The organism is Planktothrix agardhii (assembly GCF_904830935.1).
Classification (GTDB): domain Bacteria; phylum Cyanobacteriota; class Cyanobacteriia; order Cyanobacteriales; family Microcoleaceae; genus Planktothrix; species Planktothrix agardhii.
The window spans coordinates 3401732-3421021 of sequence record NZ_LR882952.1; the positions used below are offsets into that span (position 1 = coordinate 3401732).

Annotated in this window: 16 protein-coding genes and 1 tRNA gene; 10 read left to right on the plus strand and 7 right to left on the minus strand. The window is 41.6% G+C overall.

Translation table 11 applies throughout. The annotated features are described in order from the left end of the window. Window positions 1-31: 31 nt before the first annotated feature. Window positions 32-568 (minus strand): Uma2 family endonuclease, encoded by a 537-nt coding sequence (locus NMG88_RS15815; RefSeq protein ID WP_214559949.1) that lies wholly within the window; start codon window positions 566-568, stop codon window positions 32-34. 389 nt (window positions 569-957) lie between these two features. After that, window positions 958-2406 (minus strand): eCIS core domain-containing protein, encoded by a 1449-nt coding sequence (locus NMG88_RS15820; protein WP_254035597.1) that lies wholly within the window; start codon window positions 2404-2406, stop codon window positions 958-960. Window positions 2407-3144: 738 nt separating this feature from the next. Between NMG88_RS15820 and rppA the strand changes: the two genes are divergently transcribed. Then, entirely contained in the window at window positions 3145-3825 is a 681-nt protein-coding gene (rppA, locus tag NMG88_RS15825) for a two-component system response regulator RppA (RefSeq protein ID WP_026785226.1), read from the plus strand. A gap of 24 nt (window positions 3826-3849) precedes the next feature. On the opposite strand, the gene NMG88_RS15830 is transcribed toward rppA, so the two are convergent. Then, entirely contained in the window at window positions 3850-5037 is a 1188-nt protein-coding gene (locus NMG88_RS15830; protein WP_227381562.1) for an aminotransferase class V-fold PLP-dependent enzyme, read from the minus strand. A gap of 200 nt (window positions 5038-5237) precedes the next feature. Here NMG88_RS15830 and NMG88_RS15835 point away from each other — a divergent pair, with 200 nt between their 5' ends. Then, window positions 5238-6359, plus strand: coding sequence for a YihY/virulence factor BrkB family protein (locus tag NMG88_RS15835; protein ID WP_227350592.1), 1122 nt, complete (start codon window positions 5238-5240; stop codon window positions 6357-6359). Between the two features lie 225 nt (window positions 6360-6584). On the opposite strand, the gene NMG88_RS15840 is transcribed toward NMG88_RS15835, so the two are convergent. Next, the gene (locus tag NMG88_RS15840) at window positions 6585-9017 is read right to left on the minus strand and encodes a Calx-beta domain-containing protein (RefSeq protein WP_042154111.1); all 2433 of its coding nucleotides are present in this window, start codon (window positions 9015-9017) and stop codon (window positions 6585-6587) included. A gap of 263 nt (window positions 9018-9280) precedes the next feature. Here NMG88_RS15840 and NMG88_RS15850 point away from each other — a divergent pair, with 263 nt between their 5' ends. The 5 genes from NMG88_RS15850 (at window position 9281) to NMG88_RS15865 (ending at window position 13272) form a co-directional block, all read left to right on the plus strand. Continuing rightward, a complete protein-coding gene (locus tag NMG88_RS15850) occupies window positions 9281-10588 on the plus strand; it encodes a DEAD/DEAH box helicase family protein (RefSeq protein ID WP_254035598.1) in 1308 nt (435 codons plus the stop codon). 160 nt (window positions 10589-10748) lie between these two features. Beyond that, on the plus strand, window positions 10749-10895 hold the full coding sequence (locus NMG88_RS22730; RefSeq protein WP_410175855.1) for a DUF2283 domain-containing protein: 147 nt from the start codon (window positions 10749-10751) through the stop codon (window positions 10893-10895). A 24-nt stretch (window positions 10896-10919) separates the two neighbouring features. Beyond that, window positions 10920-11534: a type I restriction endonuclease gene (locus tag NMG88_RS15855; protein WP_254035599.1), complete on the plus strand. Its 615-nt coding sequence runs from the start codon at window positions 10920-10922 to the stop codon at window positions 11532-11534. Window positions 11535-11709: 175 nt separating this feature from the next. Further along, complete coding sequence (locus tag NMG88_RS15860; RefSeq protein ID WP_254035600.1) at window positions 11710-12963, plus strand: hypothetical protein; 1254 nt, start codon at window positions 11710-11712, stop codon at window positions 12961-12963. A 66-nt stretch (window positions 12964-13029) separates the two neighbouring features. Continuing rightward, on the plus strand, window positions 13030-13272 hold the full coding sequence (locus NMG88_RS15865; RefSeq protein ID WP_235751457.1) for a hypothetical protein: 243 nt from the start codon (window positions 13030-13032) through the stop codon (window positions 13270-13272). A 642-nt stretch (window positions 13273-13914) separates the two neighbouring features. Here the strand turns inward: NMG88_RS15865 and NMG88_RS15870 are convergent. After that, window positions 13915-14640, minus strand: coding sequence for a Bax inhibitor-1/YccA family protein (locus NMG88_RS15870; RefSeq protein WP_027255569.1), 726 nt, complete (start codon window positions 14638-14640; stop codon window positions 13915-13917). A 145-nt stretch (window positions 14641-14785) separates the two neighbouring features. Continuing rightward, window positions 14786-14859 (minus strand) — tRNA-Arg (locus NMG88_RS15875). Window positions 14860-15296: 437 nt separating this feature from the next. Here NMG88_RS15875 and NMG88_RS15880 point away from each other — a divergent pair. From NMG88_RS15880 to NMG88_RS15890, 3 genes are all read left to right on the plus strand, one after another. Beyond that, window positions 15297-15968 carry an Npun_F0813 family protein gene (locus tag NMG88_RS15880; RefSeq protein WP_026796008.1) on the plus strand — a complete coding sequence of 224 codons (672 nt, stop codon included), beginning with the start codon at window positions 15297-15299 and terminating at the stop codon, window positions 15966-15968. A 134-nt stretch (window positions 15969-16102) separates the two neighbouring features. Continuing rightward, on the plus strand, window positions 16103-17137 hold the full coding sequence (locus tag NMG88_RS15885; protein WP_026785278.1) for a hypothetical protein: 1035 nt from the start codon (window positions 16103-16105) through the stop codon (window positions 17135-17137). Between the two features lie 153 nt (window positions 17138-17290). Beyond that, window positions 17291-18265: a hypothetical protein gene (locus NMG88_RS15890; protein ID WP_042154103.1), complete on the plus strand. Its 975-nt coding sequence runs from the start codon at window positions 17291-17293 to the stop codon at window positions 18263-18265. Window positions 18266-18291: 26 nt separating this feature from the next. On the opposite strand, the gene NMG88_RS15895 is transcribed toward NMG88_RS15890, so the two are convergent. Continuing rightward, window positions 18292-19158 (minus strand): methyltransferase domain-containing protein, encoded by an 867-nt coding sequence (locus NMG88_RS15895; RefSeq protein ID WP_254035601.1) that lies wholly within the window; start codon window positions 19156-19158, stop codon window positions 18292-18294. Between the last annotated feature and the right edge of the window lie 132 nt (window positions 19159-19290).

Sequence of the window (19290 nt, forward strand, 5' to 3'; positions counted from 1 at the left end):
GGTATCGCTTTTTTAGGGTATTGAGGGATTTTCACCGCTGCTGGGTCATTGCCATGACCATTTCTACTGTCAGGTCTGAGATATTGACAGGGGTTGGGAGTTTGTCGGTTCCAGAATAGATTAGTGGCAGTTCTGATTGTTCCCAAACCCATATTTGCTTTCGCTGAATATCAATTAGCCAAGCGAGTTGAGTGCCGTTTATCAAGCAGTGTAGGATTTTGTTCTGTAGCTCTAATGTGTTTTGGTCAGGGGAGCGAATTTCAATCAGCCAGTCTGGCGCTCCTTGCAGCGGACCATCAACATCTGTAAGCCGATCGCTTTTAACTACGGTAATGTCTGGGACGGGGGATAATGGTGGCACGATGCAACGAAGTTCTTGGATGGCTTCGTATGCTTGGGTTTGGCTGTTGATCGTGTTAACTAGGTTGCGCTGAAGGCGGGAATGAAACAGTGTTGGCATCGTCTTTTGTTGGGCTTGCCCGTGGATAAATTCCCAAGCAGGTGAGGTTTCAATGTTGGGCTGCTGGAGAAAAGTGTCTAGGGGGCTAGCGATCGCAATAGTTTTCATAGTTGCCTGAGATACACCTGCGGAAGTGCAATGTATGTTTAGTTTTATTGTAGTTTAAGAACTTAGATATTGAGAAATCTCAGGCAGTTTTGAGGGCGATCGCACCAGCAAAAAATCAACAACTAGAACGACGATCGCAACATATACAAGCTTTGTTGGTGTTGGGTTGAAAAGTGAAATCAATACCACGCGATCACCTAATCGCATTAGCCAAAAATCAATAACTAAAACTGCGAAGATCGCCTATTACCAATTTTAAAAATGCGAAATTATAAAAAGTAGGTTGGGTGGAGTGTCAGCGATACCCAACGGTTAATCAAATTGCATATAATTCGTGTTGGGTTGAAGAATGAAACCTAACCTAAGCGATCGCACTACCAGAACTTGTACTAAGGTTCGGGCTTAATTGGCTTTTTATAACCTTTCCATTTGTTGCCCATCTTCTTCAATGTCCCCCCAGATACCCCCTTTTTGCCGCCAGCCCCCTTGACCGTAAATCTGTTCACACGCGCACCCAAAGACATTGTACCTCTTAGGTCTTCTGACTTAAACTGCATCTTGCGTTGAATTGGCGATGAACCCGATGTTGATTTGCCATTCTGCTGTACAACATGGGTCAACTCATGAGCGATCAACTCCTGCCCACCTTGACTACTCGGCTCATACGCCCCCTGCCGAAAGAACACATCTTGCCCTGTCGTAAAGGCTTTCGCTTGAATTGATTGATTTAATTGGTCAGACTGCGAATCTGTATGTACCTTTACGCCACTAAAATCTGCCCCCATTGCTTGCCCCATCGACCGTTGCAGTCCCCCATCTAAGGGCTGTCCACCTCCTTTAGCAGTTTGAATTGATGTCTCTAATTCTGTTGATGCGTCTCCACCAGCCATAACTTGCTGATCAGGTTGGGTTGATTTAGCTTGAATTTCTTCTTCTTCCCCTTCCTGACGTTGAATTGAGGAAATATCGGGCTTCATTTGCAGGTCTTCTTCTTCCCCTTCCTGACGTTGAATTGAGGAAATATCGGGCTTCATTTGCAGGTCTTCTTCTTCCCCTTCCTGACGTTGAATTGAGGAAATATCGGGCTTCATTTGCAAGTCTTCTTCTTCCCCTTCCTGACGTTGAATTGAGGAAATATCGGGCTTCATTTGCAAGTCTTCTTCTTCCCCTTCCTGACGTTGAATTGAGGAAATATCGGGCTTCATTTGCAGGTCTTCTTCTTCCCCTTCCTGACGTTGAATTGAGGAAATATCGGGCTTCATTTGCAAGTCTTCTTCTTCCCCTTCCTGACGTTGAATTGAGGAAATATCGGGCTTCATTTGCAAGTCTTCTTCTTCCCCTTCCTGACGTTGAATTGAGGAAATATCGCGTTTCATTTGCAGTTCTTCTTCTTCCCCTTCCTGACGTTGAATTGAGGAAATATCGGGCTTCATTTGCAAGTCTTCTTCTTCCTGACGTTGGACTCCTTGACCCGATGTTGACTGTTCCCCAGAAGGAGTATTAATTTTTTTGACCACTTTTTCAGCTACACTATCTGCTTCCTGTTCATATTTGTCCCCAGCCTCGCCGACAGTTAATTTTTTTTGTAGGGATAAATTAAATTTAGGTTGTATTCTGGATGTTGACCTATCTGTGTTTCCTGTAATCGGGATTTCCGCAAAATTAAAACCCGGTTTTTTCTGTATTTGCTGATGGTTTATATCTTCGGTTTGGTGTTTCTGTGGCGCTGCGAGGGCGTTGTCCATTGGGCGAATATCTGTCAGGTATTTCGCTTGAATTCCGGTTTGATTGACAGATTCTACTTCATGGCGATTCTGTTTTTTTAGTCGTACTTTCATCGTCAGACCCCATTGCTTGCAGCTTAATAGATTGACCAGGGCAGGTTACGTTTTTATTAATTGTATCAATAAAATTGACAACCAAATCTATACTTAAGTCTAATTTTAGTTTTATAGCAACCGCCAAGGCAGTTAGGACACCAGACGTATCTTAGAACCCAGACGGTGAAGTGATTTCCCCACTGTTCCCTCCCCCTAGCCCTGCGTGCACGGGGGGTTTGGGGGGCTGTTCCCTCTCTCAACTAGGTAATTTATTTTGTGCAACTACTTAGCACAAATCATAAAAAAAGGATGGGAGTGTGGAAACTCAGTGTCTTCAGACCACCAGAGGAAACACGACTCAGGGGAATTTATTCCCCTAGAAATATTTAGTAATGGTATCATAAAGAAACCAACATGGTCGTGATAGTCGAGTCAATGACTAAAGCAAGTAAAACAATGGGAGTGCAGCAAATCTTGTTGTCTCCAGATCCAGAAACCCGTGCGTTGATAGAATATCTTTGTCAACAATCGGGTAAATTGTACAATACAGGGATTTATTTTGCCCGTCAGACGTTTTTTAAGACAGGTAAATTATTAACGGGAAAATTTGATTTAGCATTTGAACCATCGGTGTCTATTGATTTAGGTACTGCCGACAATTTAGCAGCTTGTGTTGATACCTTGGGAAATTCCTTTTTGATTGATGCCGATGACAGACCCACACAAAACTGGACAGTATCTGAGGTGATCGATTTTATGCGAATTTTATTGGTTGATGATGAAATCGAATTAACAGATCCTTTAAGCCGGGTATTAACCAGGGAAGGGTATACAGTTGATATTGCAACGGATGGCTGTTTTGGCTGTGATTTAGCCCGTCAAAATCATTATGATTTATTAATTTTAGATTGGATGTTACCGCAAAAATCCGGTTTAGAAATTTGTCAGGAATTGCGATCGCATTCTGACCAAACACCGATTCTATTTTTAACCGCAAAAGACACCCTAGATGACCGAGTTCAAGGGTTAGATGCTGGTGCAGATGACTATTTAATGAAACCCTTTGAATTACGCGAATTATTAGCTAGAGTCCGCGCCTTACTGCGTCGTTATCAAGTTATAGAATCTACCATTAATTCTAACCATTTGCAAGTATTAGACTTAGAATTAGACCTCGATAATCAACTCGCCTATCGAGGTGAACGCATGATTGATTTATCAGAAAAAGAAAGTCAACTTTTAGCTTATTTGATGCGTTCACCAGGACAGTTATTAACCCATGATCAAATTCATCAATATCTCTGGGGAGAGGGTGAACAACCGAGCAGCAATGTATTAGCAGCACAAATTCGCCTGTTAAGAAGAAAAATCGAAACTACAGGGGAAATTCCCCTAATTCATACGGTTTATGGTAAAGGATATCGTTTTGGAGAATAGTTTATTACTTTTCATTGCATACCCTTATAACCCCAACAAAATTTCTGCTAAATATTCATATTGAGATAAATGATTATAAATTTGAGCCGAAATTCTCATCAAGGACTTAGTTTGATCTTCCCAAGGCATAATCGGAACTTCAATTTGATATTCTTCCCAAAGTTTTTGATTCAAATTATCATAATTTTGCCATTTTTTCCCTAAAGGTAAAACTGCCATTGAACCGATCATATCATCAGGACAGTATAAATTTATTCCTATTTTTTTAGATAATAATTTTCGAGCATTTACCACTAAATTATGATTAGTTTTGATTAATTCTGACCAGCCTCCGGGTAACAGAGAACCCATGAATTTAATTGCTTCAGGAATACATAAATAAGCACTGGGGTCGGGGGTTCCTGTCCAGTCAAATTCTAATAAAAATCGAGAGCGATCGCTTCGGGTAGAATTAGCTCCATGACTAATTGTAAGCGGACGAATTAATGATTGTCTATCCCTTTGTACCGATAAAAATGCGGCTCCCTTGGGTGCAGATAACCATTTATGACAATTTCCTGTATAGTAAGTTGCTCCAATTGCTTGTAAGTTTAGCTCTAACATTCCGGGTGCGTGGGCACCATCAACCAAAGTATCTATTCCTAAATGAGTTAACTTTTTAATAATCTCTTGAATTGGAAAAATTAACCCGGTTTGGCTGGTAATATGATCGATTAAAACTAATTTTGTTCGAGGAGAGACTTTTGCCATAATCGCATCAATAATTTCTTCAGATGAAGCGACCGGAAAAGGAATATCTGCTATAATGATTTTAGCCCCCGTGCGACTAGCAACAAAATCTAATACATTCCGACAAGCATTATATTCGTGATTAGTTGTAAGTAATTCATCTTGTTCTGAGAAAATTAGCGATCGCAAAACCGTATTTACCCCGGTTGTCGCATTGGGAACAAATACTAATTCCTCTGGATTTGCACCCACAAAATTAGCTAATTCAACTCTAGCATTATCGAGTAAAATTTCATATTCTCTGACAAAAAAATGACAAGATTGTTGTTCAAGTTGTTGTCGAAATTGATATTGAGAATCTAACACAGGAATTGGACAAGCACCAAAAGCACCATGATTCAGAAAAGTTACCTTGGGATCAAATAACCAATATCGAGAAAAGGGAGAATATTCAGGTTTAGTGTGTAAAAGAGTGTCTTTCATATTTGATCTTATGAACAACGATAGCAATCCCAAATAGGTTGTAATATTTTACAACTAATATGAAACAGCCAGAAGTATTATTTCTGTTCCCTGTTCCCTGTTCTCATTCGACAAGCTCACGACGCAGCCTGTTCCCTTTTTTTGACAAAATCTTTCCCAAGTCGAGTAAATTAGGAATACCGTATCCATCCCCAATATTTATGAGCATAGCCAGCTTTTTGATGTTCTGGCGAAATCTGAAATCGTTTAAGTGGCGACCTTGTGCTATTCACACCCATTTAGTTAAACTGATTCAGCGCGGTGCTGATCTCGTCGCGGAGCAATTAATTGTCCTGTTTCCTATCATAATTAAACAGATTAAAAGAAGTAGGCGACGGATGATTCGTTTCTGCCGTTTTTTTCTATATTTGAATCCCAGAACCTTTAAAAAACTGATTCAGGCGACTATAGAACAGCGTCTACCGGGTTTTGCTGCGGAAATGGCTTATCATGCTACCTTAGCATTATTTCCGGCGGTATTAGCCCTATTAATTGCCCTAAGTTCCTTTGAATTATTGCAAACGGAACTCTATCAAATGGCAACTTTACTCAGTCAAATTGTCCCAGAAGATGTCCAGAATTTAATAGGAACTGGAATTTATCATTTATCTTTAACACCGAGTTCGGGTTTACTTTCGGTGAGTTTTATTGCCTCTTTGTGGGTTTTTTCCGGTGTAATTGGTGCAGCGATGACCGCATTAAATCATATTCATGGGGTAGAAAAGACCCATATTAGACCCTTTTGGAAAAATAAATTAATTGCCTTATCTTTAGCATTAGGAACTCTATTATTATTAATTTTAGCCACTGCATTAGTATTAGTGAGTGACATGATTGTTGAAGGAATTGCCCGTCAAAGTTGTATGATTGAAACCATCGGAAACTGTGCCTTAGAAGATTTAGCCATTTGCATGATTCAACCGCCAGTACAGAATTGTTTATTACAATCAACCCTATTAGAAACCTGGCAAAAACTACGATGGCCGATTACCTTGGGAATTGTTTCTACTAACTATGCTTTTATTTATCGTTATGCTCCTAATTATAGAAAACCTGGAACTCCTCTAATGCCAGGAGCAATTTTAGCCGCTGTATTTTGGGCTTTAGTATCTAATTTATTTCGTTTATATGTTTACTATTTTGGCAAATTTAATATTACCTACGGCACAATTGGCGCGTTTGTAGTTTTATTACTCTGGTTACAAATTAGTTCCTTAATTATGCTAGTAGGAGCCCAACTTAATGTGATTGTGGGGGATGAATTAAGATCCTCACCGCCCTAGAATTGCAGTGATTCCTAAACCTGTTCTCAGGCGATCGCATTTAATAGGGGCGAGTTTTGACAATGATGAACAATTCAACCGTAGGGGCGGGTTCCGAGACCATCTTTAATTATCAGCAATTATCTCCCTAAACCCGCCCCGGCAATTTGTTGTTGAAAAAAGCGCGATCGCTCTGAGAAATACAGAGGCGATCGCCGAAATCATCAACCTATCTGATGACCAGATTCAGATAATGGCAAAGTTTGCTGCTGTCAAGGCAACATCGTGGAAGATACTAATTTTATTTCCTGGGCTGAGGGTGATTTCAGACAACAGGCCTCCACCAGTAACAGGAAGTTGGTTAGTAATTGCGGCTAAAACAGCGACTCCATTGCTAAAACCAAGACCAGCAGCGACCTGAATCTTATCATCAGCAACAACAAATTGATTCACGCTATTTTGACCACTTGACGCACCAAAGATGAAGGTATCTTTGCCTGCACCACCGAATAGATTATCATTCCCATTACCTCCATTTAGGAAGTCATCCCCATCTCCTCCATCAAGGTAGTCGTTGCCAGCACCGCCCAGCAGTGTATCATTGCCGACATCACCCCATAGGTAATTATTCCCATCACCAGCGTCAAGGGAATCATCGCCACCCCCTCCGCTCAGCGTGTCGTTGCCAGCTAAACCGCTAATAGTGTCACCCAGTTCGTTCCCTAAGAGGTTGTCATTCCCAGCAGTCCCGACAATCGGTGCTTTGGGGCCGACAGTAAACGACCATGTGTAGGTTTGACCGTTGGCTGTAATGGAGGCAGTATAAGTTTCCCCAGGCAGCAGGGGATCGCGCGGAACCAATAATACCATGTCATTTGAGTCGAGACTAGAGCGTCCTACCTCTTGATCGTTGTTGAATCCAGACCCTGGCCCGTAAGCTTCGAGAACCCCATTCTTGGGATTGATGTAATTAGTTTCATCAAACACCGCGTGAGCAAGTTGTGTGCCGCCCTGCGAGAATGAGTGAGCAGTAACATTAGGAGTAACGTCTCCATTCCCCAACTGCAAGAGCAATGGCAAACCCGTAGGGGCAGTGTACGGGGGGGTACCTGTGCTTGTTAGCGGATCGGGCCACTCTCCTCCTCCATAATCGCGTATGGAAGCTGGAATGGTTTGACCGTCGCCTGGCCAGATAATGGGAAACTGCACTGATGAGGGGATGCTGCTGTATTCACGTTGAAGCACAAGCGTGGCACCAGTAGTAATCTGGCCGCCTGCTTCCCGATAAGCACCATAGCCGACTTCGGTCACGTACTGATTGAGAATTCCCGCTGCGTGGAAAGGCGCCCTCAGCCACACCTCGATATCGTCTACATCAGTAGTGTTGAGACCACCACCCCACGCTACATTGCCGGACATACCAGCTTTCGCGCCTTCAGGGGTGTACCACTGGTTCCCTGGATCTTCGTAATGCCCACCCCCGTTATTTTTAACCAGATATTTGGAGTGTGCGACAGCACCCGCTCCCGCAATCGGGTTTTCTCGGACGGGGGGCAGGTTGGCTGCGGTGCGATGGAAATTAATAGTAGACAGCCATTCCGGTTGCGTATCATTATCGACTATAGCCAAAGTTGCGTTCCTCTGGGTTCCTACAGTTGCCCCACCAGTAGGGTTTTTTAAGGTCATCGTCAGGGTTTCACCGGGATCATAGGCAGTGTCATCGAGGATGGGAACCTGAATCGTTTTGGGCGTGGTGTCTCCCGCAGCAAAATTAACGGCTGTGGGAGTGGTGCCGTAGTCGCCAGATCCAAATTTAGCTGTACCGTCAGAGAGGCTAACAACAGCACTAACCGCTCCATCACTGCTGCCTGTGCGGGTGACAGTCACCAATGTGACTGGTGTGCCATCTTCGTTGACGCTGTAGGTAGCCGCACTAAATTGCAAGCTGCTTGCTGGTATTATCGTTGGCTCAGGAGTTGGCGCTGGTTCCGGTGTTGGTTGAACAGTTGGATCGGGTGTTGGTTCCGGTGTTGGTTGAACAGTTGGATCGGGTGCTGGTTCCGGTGTTGGTTGAACAGTTGGAGTTGGAGCCGGAGGAAAACTGCTGCGAGGAACATTCAACAAGACTGCGATCGCACGATTAGTAAGTTTGTCTATGATCAGCGTATCGTCACTACCAGTACCATCAGCGCCTGTACCCGCAGTCAAAGTGTAGTTATCAAAATTCAAAATGCCGTTCTTGCTGGTAATCCGATCGCTTCCAATTTGATAATCGGTAATATAATCAATACTCTGATCATCTAGCATCAGGAAAAATGTGTCGGAGCCATCGCCACCTGTTAGGGTATTGATACCGCGATTGCCGTACAAAATATCATTGCCCCTACCACCGACAATTAAATCATTGCCTCTACCACCGACAATTAAATCATTGCCATTTCCTCCTATAAGAGTGTCTTGATCTTGGTTTCCGAAAAGGGAATCATCACCACCGCCACCATCAATTGAATCATTTCCTTTCCCAGCGTAAACAACTTCAGCATCAGAAGAACCGCTCACGCTATCATTACCTTGGCGAGTTACCAAACCAGACATACCCTGAAGTTGTCCGGCTTCGAGTGCAACATTGTCGGCTGTATCTTCTCCGACTAAATAAATCCCTTCTTTTTTGATCGTCATCAGAATAAATATGAGTGTTTAGAAATCCAGTCGCTATACCTTACGGCAGGCTAGGCCAATGCACCGGATGTATCTGATTTTTTTTGCCGAGAAACTGATTTAAACACCCTGAAACAATTTTAGTGGCGGAGGATGATGAAGATGATCGCCTACTGATGCAAGAAGTCCTAGTGGGACTTAAACAAAAATCAAGCCCAAATCAAGTTTTATAAAGACAGGCTAATGATACTAGACAATGAAAATAGCAATCTGAAAGTTTATGAGTGGATTGTAAAATATACGGAAGAAGGTACTGTAGACATTTTTCGGGTAGCTCCAACCTAACTGAAGCAGGAATTGGCTTAAAACATACAAACAATTTAGAATTAAATATTGCTGAAACTGGTAATAATAACCAATATAAAGAGCTAGTCGAATGGTTTGCAGAACTTTGGAAAAAACCACAAGCACATCAAGGAAAAACTCTTATTTTTAAAGATGGTTCGAGGAAAAAAGTTAATTTCAAGCAATATTTAATTGCAGAAATTGAAAAGATATTTATTGAATATACGCCCAGAGATATTTACTACAAAATTTTATTTGAGTTATTTGGTAATCAAATTCTGGAAATCGAGAATAATCCAGAGTTTAATCGTCAAATAGGTCGGTTAGAAAATACCGCTATTTTTCACTCCCTGTATGACTTTCAAAAAAAAGGTGCTCTTAGTTTAATTCGGATGCTTCAGAAATATGATGGGGCAATTTTAGCGGATGCTGTGGGTTTGGGTAAAACTTGGAGTGCTTTGACGGTGATCAAGTTTTTCCAGATGCAGGGAAGGGAAGTTATATTGCTTTGTCCTAAAAAATTAGAAAGTAACTGGAGACGCTATAAGGAAGATCAGGAATCTAAATTTGAAAGTGACAAACTCAAGTTTTTTATTCGCTTTCATACGGATATGAATAGCGATCGCCTAAATTCCTATAATGATCGCGCTGATAAATTATTTTGTGACGATAAACCTAAGCTAATTGTGATTGATGAAAGTCATAATCTCAGGAATGATAAATCCCAGCGCTATAAATTTTTAATTGAGCAGATTTTGCAGAAAAATCAAGATATCAAAGTTTTGTTAATATCAGCAACTCCGATCAATAACTCTCTGGATGATGCTAGAAATCAATTTAAGTTAATGGTGCAGGGTAATGTTCATGGGTATGAAACAAAATTGGGTATCAAAAATTTCGATCATCAATATCAAGTTTTTGATTTAATTTATATTAATAAGTCGGGTAACTTAATTTTGAACAATCAAAAGGAGGTTTTAGATTTTTTGACTTTAAATAAGGAGAAGGGACGATTTGTGCCTGATGCTGTTGATCGGGGTGATGAAAGTGCGATCGCTGAATTAGTAAATGCGCTTAAAGCTTGGTTAAGTAGTCAAATAGATCAGGAGCCGCGAGATTTATTAGCCAAAATCAAAAAAGGTAATAAATCTGCATTGGAAATTGTTAAGCAAAATATTAAGGTTGATGAAAAATTTCAGGTTGATAAGTTTGATTTGGTGGCTTGGGTGTTGGTGAGCGCGGATTAGGGGGGGGGACTTGAACAAGGATTAAGGGGATTACACGGATTTCGCGGATTTTTTAGATTAAGAGTGATTAAGGGATTTTCTTTGTTGAAAGCTATATGATAAAAATAAGTAAAATCTGTGAAATCCTTTAATCTGCATAATCCGCGATTAAGACGTTTTTTTGATATTTATAGAAAGCTTTAATCTGAGTGATGGCATTATTCTTGATTACAACGCTGAGGGAAAAATTATTGGGATTGAGTTGCTGTATATCAGTAAGCGTAGTCCTAATTCTTTGCAGAAAATTTTGTTAGAAACGAGTGCTTAACATAAAAAATTTGAGTAAATAGCTATGACTATTGCAGTTACAGAAAATATCCGATCGCTTAATGATGTAGAGACAAAGTTAGGTCTGCGCCGATCGGACGATCCAGACTTCTTTGTGGAATGGCGTGGAGATTTTGCAGAATTAGTTGATACTGAAAAAAACACTCTAGATCGGATCAAACGCTCATATTTACATCATGTTGCTGAAGGCTTTTTGTCTGAGGGGTCAGTAAATTTGTTGATGGTTTCACCATTACTATTTTTGGCAGGTTTTCTGGAATCTCCTTTTAGTTTGCGAAGTGAACAGTCAGTTGAAATTAGCGATCGCAGTGGTAGTGTTACTTATCACGGCAGAATTGATGCTTTAGTTTTGAATAACAATTTATGGATCGTTTTAATTGAGGCAAAGCGTTCTAGTTTTTCGTTTTTAGTGGCAGTACCACAGGCTCTTGCCTATATGATGGCAAGTCCAAATGGTGATAAACCAACCTATGCACTCGTCACCAATGGCGATCATTTTATGTTTATTAAGCTGCAACAATCGCAATACGATCTTTCTGATGATTTTTCACTTTTTAAGCGATCACCCAATGAACTCTATTCCGTGTTTCAAATCCTGAAATCCTTTGAGAATCTGTAAATAATGAACCTAACTATCTTTGAACACGGATTAGATGGATTACACGGATTTCGCGGATTTTTTGGATTAAGAGTGATTAAGGGATTTTTTTTGTTGAAAGCTATATGATAAAAATAAGTAAAATCTGTGACATCAGTGTAATCCGCATAATCCGTGATTGTGGCTTTGTTTTGATATGAAACTCACTATTTTTAATGAATTAGACTTTTTGCCTGCTTTACGGGCTTTTTTTGCGGAGTTGCAAGTACCGATAAATGCTCTAACAGATGCGCCAATTCCTGCTAGGGAAATTCTGAAAAATAGTTATAAAGATCGGGAATCTTTTCGACTGATTGATGATGTTTATTTTTTGGGGATAGTTGATGATGGGGCGTTTCGGGGTAGACAAGAGAAAACTCTGGATGCAGTACAGAAAATTGAGCAGGATTATGATGGGGTTGTCATGTTTGGGGTGACATTAAATAGGCGCGAGGGTGGTTTATTGCCAAGGCGATCGCAGTTAGCAGAAATATCACGGGCTTTTAATCGGGAGTTTTGCTATACGCCTGTCGTAGTAGTGTTTAAGTATGCTGATGCTGATAACAAATATCTGGCGTTTGCTAATACCGAGAGATCGAAGTATAAGCGGAATCAGGAAGGGGAAAAGGCGGGGAAGGTAACGTTGTTAAGGGATGTGAGTATTAGCAATATTCACTCGGCGCATGAAAAAATTATTTTTGGCGATAAGAATTTTAAGGGTTTAAAGATTGATGCGAGTAAGATCAATACTTTTAAAAAGTTGTATGACTATTGGCAAACAGTATTTTCATTACAAGTTTTAAATGATCAGTTTTATGGAGATTTACAAGATTGGTTTTACTATGCCTCACAGCATATAAAGCTTCCTTTTAGACCTGACTATGTGCCAGAAAAGGAAAACATCAAAAACTTTTTGGTGCGGTTGCTGGCGAGAACCATGTTTTGCTGGTTTATCAAGGAGAAAGGACTAATTAAGCCTGAAATTTTGGAGCTTAGAGACTGGGAAGGTCGGGTTTATCCTTTGGTTAAAGATTTTGAGGATGAGAACTTTTTAGAGTCAAATAGCTATTATCGCGGGGTTTTGCAAAATATCTTTTTCAATTCGTTGAATCAAAAGGGTAAAAAGGCACTCAAAGATTTTAAATGGACTAAGTATTTACATTCTGATTTTCAGATTGAATGGTTTACAGAAATTCCATATTTGAATGGTGGTATTTTTGATGATTTGGATGAAGATAATGCCAAGGAAAGTATTGAAGATGCGGTGATGCGTGTGCCTAATTTTCTGTTTTATGGGATTGAGACAGAGGAGAATGTAGCTAAGGGTAAGGCTAAGAAGATTGAAGTTAACAAGGTTTACCATAATGGTTTGAATGGTATTTTCAAATCTTATAAATTCACTCTGGAATAAAATACGCCCTATGATGAAGATATTGCCTTAGATCCTGAGTTGTTGGGTTTAGTATTTGAGAACCTATTGGCAGAACTCGATCCAAATTTAGAAGAAAATACGATCAAGAGTATCGGTAAGCAGACGGGGAGCTATTACACCCCGCGTAAGGTGATTCAGGAAATGGTGAATGAGAGTTTGTTTATTTATCTGAAAAAACATACCTCTCTTGAGAATGTGGAAACCTTGAAAAAGTTAGTCTATGAGAATATCCTAGACAATACGAGTAATGCTTTTTGTGAAAGGGATTACACCGATGCCGAATATTGAGACAAAGATTATTTGTGCAAATAGTCTCAAAAATATTCAGCCAGATTTGCTTTCGTTTGGTGCAATTCCCCAGTTAAAAATCGCTTTTTTTTAGATTTTTGGAGATTAAAAAAGATTAAAATCAGTGAAATCAGCGTAATCCGTTAAATCCGTGTTCAGAATTTATATTAATCCCACTATTTGAACACGGATTAAGGGGATTACACAGATGGCGCGGATTTTTTTAGATTTTTGGAGATTAAAAAACGTGAGTTCGATGGAGTGCGATCGCGATAAAACAGACGACTACTGGGCAGGCGATCGCGACAAAACAGACGACTATTGGGCATATGATCTAATCAGTAAGCGTGGGAAAATAGAGATGTAACCAGCAAATATTAGACAATTAAGGAGACTTTTATGGATCACAGAGCATCACACTTAGACATAACAGTGTAGGTAATTTCATTCAGATTCACCCTGTCAAAATGAATCGTATCTCCGAGAAATTATGTAGAAAAACCCCAATAAAAAGGAGCGAGTTGTCACCCACTCCCTTAATTTATCGCAGTCGCTCCTAACGGTTAGGACATAGACTGATGGAGCAAACTCAGATTTTCCTCTGTGTTGCGGTATTCTCGGATCTTCCGATTCTGGCCAAGCTTAATCCCGATTAAAGGCAATCAGCAAGCGTAGAATGAAGATAAATAGGTTGATGTAAGTTAGATACATCGACAATGCGGCGGACAAATACTGTTTGTCGGTGTAAGCCCGGGGAAGCAAATAGAAGTCAACAACAGCCGCCCCCACAAATAATAGAACTCCCAAGCCAGAAATCCCAATTTCCAACCAAGAAGGGGCAATGATTCCAAAGAAACCGAGGACAAATTGGGCTAAAATCACCACGAATAGGGAAATAATTCCTAGACGGATGGTTTTGCTCAGGGCCATACCATCGGATTCTGAAAGGTTAGACCCAATCGAACGCGCCCCGATAAAGGTGACTCCACATCCTAAAGCCGCCACCCCAATTCCAGCTATCCCAACACCACTTGTGCCCAAAGCCAGGGCTACCAGACCTGTGAGAGTATAGCCTGTGAGTAGGCTGTAGGTGGCTAATAGGGGTAAAGCCGCTTTATTGTTACCATTGTTGGCGATACCCGAAGCCACAAAAAACAGAGCGATTTGGGCAATAAAGGCGACCCAGAAGGTCGTCATAAATAATCCAGGGTTAGCCGCAGCAACATTCAGACCCCCAAAGGTGCCCAGGGCTGTAAGAATTAACCCTCCACCCACATAGGGTAAAGCGTTAGCAATCACATTTGGGCCAACAATAGCCTCATTTTTAGCCTCTCGTACAGCTTGACGAAAATTACTGGTACTGGTCATATTGTCCTTTTATAATCAACACTACCTCCTTATAATTTAGCGAACCCTGGGAATTTGGGGTAGATGTTGATTTCCACCTGGTCAAGAAAAACACTTGGGATTCTTTTTCTTCACTTCGGCTTTTTCTGGAGGCCTTGAAATTTAACGGGTGTGGAGGGATTCGAACCCCCGACAGACGACTTAGAAGGTCGCTACTCTATCCACCTGAGTTACACACCCAATCCAGAATCATTTTATCTTATTCCTTGTCAATTTTTAACATAGTTTCAAAAGACTTTTCCTCAAGTCCCTGAAAAAAGCCAGAGGGAAAAATTTCTGATCAAGACTGCCCCTAGTTAAGCCCAGTGCAGGATTATTAATCCCGATGCTCTTTTATTTCCGTCTTGTTAGTGCCTATGTTATGATCAGTGGTGTTTTAAACAGAACTGCAACCCAGATTAATATTAATGCAGACTGTAAGGGTGCAACAAGTGTTATTCATGACCGTACCATAAATAACATTGAGATTGGATCGGGGTGAAATTGCCAGGGGTGCCTTGACTACGCCTTTAAGAATCCAGGTTTGGAGTCTTAAAAATCTCAGTGAATCAGCGCACAGCGAATTTACCGAGAGAGTCAAAGCCGGGTGCCATGACAGGAATAGGTGCAGAAGTGTCATGTTTATATTAAAACGAACGGATGTTGAAATAACCATGGTTCAACACCCTAACCGGGAGCAGCAGATTCCTGTTTTGAATTATCAGGGACAGACATTTCGCCTGATGAAAACGTTTGAAGCCAAACAAGCAGATGATGCCAGGGCTTTATGGCGGGATCTCACTGATAATAAAGGAAAGGCTTGTGTTCTATTAGAAGAACCAGACCGATATAGTGTCTGGGGGAAAGTCCGTTTAGACCAGCTTTTGAAGGAGGGTCACAGCCCAACAGACAGCAAATTGCCGATTCTGACTCAAGCCTGCTTGCTGTTATTGCAAGCGGTTTACTTTGATATTGAAGACTTGCTAGGATCAAAACAAGCGGTTTCCTTTCAAAAAGATTTGACCAAAATTTTTCAAAAGTTCAAGTTTCCCCAAACTGATGATTCCAAGGCTATAGAAATTCTACTGACTGTCAACCCCCTGGAGAGCTTCAAAATTCCCTCTTGGCAAGAAAATCACCTCAGCACCTTGCTGCAAGAACTTTATGAACTGGGAAAAAACTATTTTGGCAATACCAGTTTTGCAGAGGGAATAGAAGAAGTGCTAGAGGATATGGCTGATGATGATCGCGAGCAGTTTGTCAATTGGCTGCATCAGTCATCTTTGAGCAAGCAATGGGTGATGAGTTAACCCAAATATAGACTAGCTGTTCTGACCTAAATATGGGACGCTAGATTAAAGACAATTGTTTGAATGCTGAAGTTAACAACGATTAGCCTCTAAACTTGGTCTTGATTCTTTAAATTGCTAGGTATTTTAATCCTATGGGTAGCACTTCACAAGAAAAGTCCTCCTTATTTGCCACCTTGTTTTCATCACAGGGTATGGTAATTGCCGGGATTGTGTGGGCTGTTCTTGCCTTGTTATTTTTTCTGCTGTTTAGTGTAACGGTACAAGGAGAGGAGTTACCCCTGTGGTACTCCATCGGAACCTATTTTTTTGAATTGGGGGCATTTCTAGCCGCCTCCTTTGTCTGTTATCGAAACTGGCAAAGTCCCCAGATGGTAAGCGGTCGTAATGTTTGGCTCTGTATTGGGTTAGGGGTATTTTTCTACTTTGTCGGGGGTGTCCTGTTTGGAGTGTGGGAACTGGCTTGGCATTTAGATCCGGCGGTTTCCATTGCCGATGGTTTTTACGTTCTCAGCTATCTTTTTCTAGCCGCGGGAATGATTCTAGCCGTCGTCTCTAAACGATTGGATTTAGATATTAATCAGTGGTTAATTTTATTCGGGGTAGCCCTGGTGGGAACTACATTTGGAATGTGGGTTGCCAGTCCTAACTTATTTGGATTACTCGGTTCTCCCGAACCTGTGGCTATTGAACAATCGGTTGCTACTCCTACTGCGAAGGCTCCGGCGATTTCCGGGCCTAAAATTGAAAAATCTTCAGCCCAAACTTCCCCCGAAACAGAATCAGATCAGGAGACTTCTTCTGCCCCTCTATGGGTAGAGGCAATTGATAGTAAACTAGAACCCCTGGCTTTTGGGTTCAATTTGTTCTACATCATCGGGGATGTTTTCCTGTTGATTTTAGCAACGGCCTTGATTTTAGCCTTTTGGGGAGGGCGGTTTTCCCAGTCCTGGCGGATGATTGCCTTTGCCATTTTCTCCCTCTATATTGCTGATATGTATTTCAAATGGGCTGACTCCAGAGGGTCAGGGGACTATGAAAGTGGCGGTTTGTTAGAAGTCTTCTTTGTATTCACGGGGGTTTTATTTGCCGTTGGAGCGATTTTGGAGTATGACATCTCAACCCGTTCTCGTCAAAGTCGCCGGAGCCGACGCACGGCTAAAGGTTAATTGGTGGAATAGTTGAGGTTTCGATCTTAACATGAGGATTCATAGAACTCTCGTTCAATCCTTCTCCGGTGTGTCAATCACACCAAGCCGGGTAGGAAATCCCTTGGCTTTATGTGAACCTTAATCCTTCGATATCAAGTGACTCCCAACTCAATGACATCCACGAAACTTTCCCAATCAGAAAAACAGGAAATTATTAGGCTCTATCAGGACGTGCCAGAGGAAACAACTATTACTCTAGCAGAACGCTATGGAGTCAGTAGCTCAACGGTGAGACGAGTCTTGCAAAGTGCTGTTCCTAAAGATGTCTATGATATTCTGACGACCCAGAAACAGCGTCTTCATCGTGCGGGGAAACGTTCCTCGGAAGATGTAGTTGATGGGGATGAATCTCAAAGGGAAGTTGACTCGCAAACACCCGAACCTATCAGTCGGGAATCTACCCTAATTTTGCCTCGAAAGCGTAAGCACTCATCTACTTTTGATTCGGAGGTGTTGAAGTCCGATGCTTCTAATTCCCTAGAGCCAGATTCTCTAAAAATTTCTTCGTCTAATTATCAGTTATCAATTCCTGGCTTAGAGGGGCTGTTCTCACCTGATCGGCTCGAAGTCAAGGGTCGCGTTTTTGGGGACTATGACCCAGATGAGGATCACGAGGAAGATGGGGAAGACACCAATCGGGATCGAGCAAATGAAGGAGACGATAATGATGATGGTGAAGACTATGGAGACGAGTTTGCAGACGATGAGGGGGATGAAGATGATGATACAGAGCCTCGGGGTCTATTTTCCCATTCTCTGGCCAGTGGAGGTTCTGTACTCATTAAAATTTTGCCTTTAACAGAAACTGTACTCCCGAGAACCTGCTATTTAGTGATTGACCGATTCTCGGAATTGATTGCTAAACCCTTGAGGGCATTTAGTGAGTTGGGAAGGATTCCAGAGGAAGAAGTCCTAGAACAAACCCTTCCTGTTTTTGATAATCACCGCATCGCTAGTCGTTTTTCTGGACGCAACCAACGGGTATTTAAAGTTCCCGATGGCCGACTTCTGAGAAAAGCGGCTCCCTATTTACAAGCCAAAGGAATTACCCGGCTATTAATTGATGGCCAGGTTTATCGGTTTTAATGGGGATTGATTCACACTCGGTCTATCTATTTGGTTCCTGTTAATAAACCAAAACGAATCAGTCCGGTGTCATAGCCTCGACTCATCAGGGGTAAGGCTAGGGCGGCTTGAATCGTTGTTGGGCCACTCAATAGCAAGCCAACGATGGCATTAAGGTTAAAGGCGGAATCGATCACCGTATTCCAAAAGGGAGCAACGGCCTTTGACCAGTCAGCCGTTTGAATATTTTTAAACCCTTGATCCGTTGCGATCGCTTCATATTCAGGCAAAGCAATCACATATGGTAAGGCATAAACCCGATATATTTCTGCTAAATGCCGACGTTCTTCCTCGGTGAGTTGTCCAGCATTTCCCCCCAAGGGACGATGACACCAAGTGGCCAGTAACAAAGTTCCACCGGGTTTCAAGACTCGATAGGCTTCACGCAAAAACTGAATTTTATTCGGGAAGTGTTCGGCACTTTCTAAAGACCATACCAGATCAAAGCTATTGCTCTCGAAAGGCATTTCTAAGGCATCGGCTACCAAAAACTTCGTTTTTTGCTGTAACCGAGCTTCCAAGGCACGTTCTGTGGCTCTTTTAGCTTGGACAGGACTCAGGGTAATTCCAGTAACATCCGCCTGGAATTTGTCCGCTAAATATAACGAACTTCCTCCAATTCCACAGCCGACGTCAAGTATTCGACATCCTTGTAAATCCTCTTGGTTTGTTGGTGTTAGTCCCCAGTTTAGAAATTCTTCAATTAAGTCAATTTGAGCTTGACGGCGTTCTTTTTTCAGGGTTCCATCCAAGCCATAATATCCATGATGCAGATGTTCTCCCCAAATCTCCTCCCACAAACCGGAAGAAGAATCATAGAATTGCTGAATTTGTTGATAGAGTGTTGAATTCATCTGAATCATTAAAAAATTTTACTGACGCCCTTAGAGCAGCATCTCTACAGTATGATTCTACTTATCGCAAATTGCCCGTTTTCAACTAAAAGATTAACCCTAAATTCCCATTACCCATTACGATTACCCATT

Bases quoted from the DNA above. Each gene is read 5' to 3' on its own strand.
- NMG88_RS15815 (WP_214559949.1), bottom strand. From the start codon at position 568: ATGAAAACTATTGCGATCGCTAGCCCCCTAGACACTTTTCTCCAGCAG.
- NMG88_RS15820 (WP_254035597.1), bottom strand. From the start codon at position 2,406: ATGAAAGTACGACTAAAAAAACAGAATCGCCATGAAGTAGAATCTGTC.
- rppA (WP_026785226.1), top strand. From the start codon at position 3,145: ATGCGAATTTTATTGGTTGATGATGAAATCGAATTAACAGATCCTTTA.
- NMG88_RS15830 (WP_227381562.1), bottom strand. From the start codon at position 5,037: ATGAAAGACACTCTTTTACACACTAAACCTGAATATTCTCCCTTTTCT.
- NMG88_RS15835 (WP_227350592.1), top strand. From the start codon at position 5,238: ATGAGCATAGCCAGCTTTTTGATGTTCTGGCGAAATCTGAAATCGTTT.
- NMG88_RS15840 (WP_042154111.1), bottom strand. From the start codon at position 9,017: ATGACGATCAAAAAAGAAGGGATTTATTTAGTCGGAGAAGATACAGCC.
- NMG88_RS15855 (WP_254035599.1), top strand. From the start codon at position 10,920: ATGACTATTGCAGTTACAGAAAATATCCGATCGCTTAATGATGTAGAG.
- NMG88_RS15860 (WP_254035600.1), top strand. From the start codon at position 11,710: ATGAAACTCACTATTTTTAATGAATTAGACTTTTTGCCTGCTTTACGG.
- NMG88_RS15870 (WP_027255569.1), bottom strand. From the start codon at position 14,640: ATGACCAGTACCAGTAATTTTCGTCAAGCTGTACGAGAGGCTAAAAAT.
- NMG88_RS15880 (WP_026796008.1), top strand. From the start codon at position 15,297: ATGTTTATATTAAAACGAACGGATGTTGAAATAACCATGGTTCAACAC.
- NMG88_RS15885 (WP_026785278.1), top strand. From the start codon at position 16,103: ATGGGTAGCACTTCACAAGAAAAGTCCTCCTTATTTGCCACCTTGTTT.
- NMG88_RS15890 (WP_042154103.1), top strand. From the start codon at position 17,291: ATGACATCCACGAAACTTTCCCAATCAGAAAAACAGGAAATTATTAGG.
- NMG88_RS15895 (WP_254035601.1), bottom strand. From the start codon at position 19,158: ATGAATTCAACACTCTATCAACAAATTCAGCAATTCTATGATTCTTCT.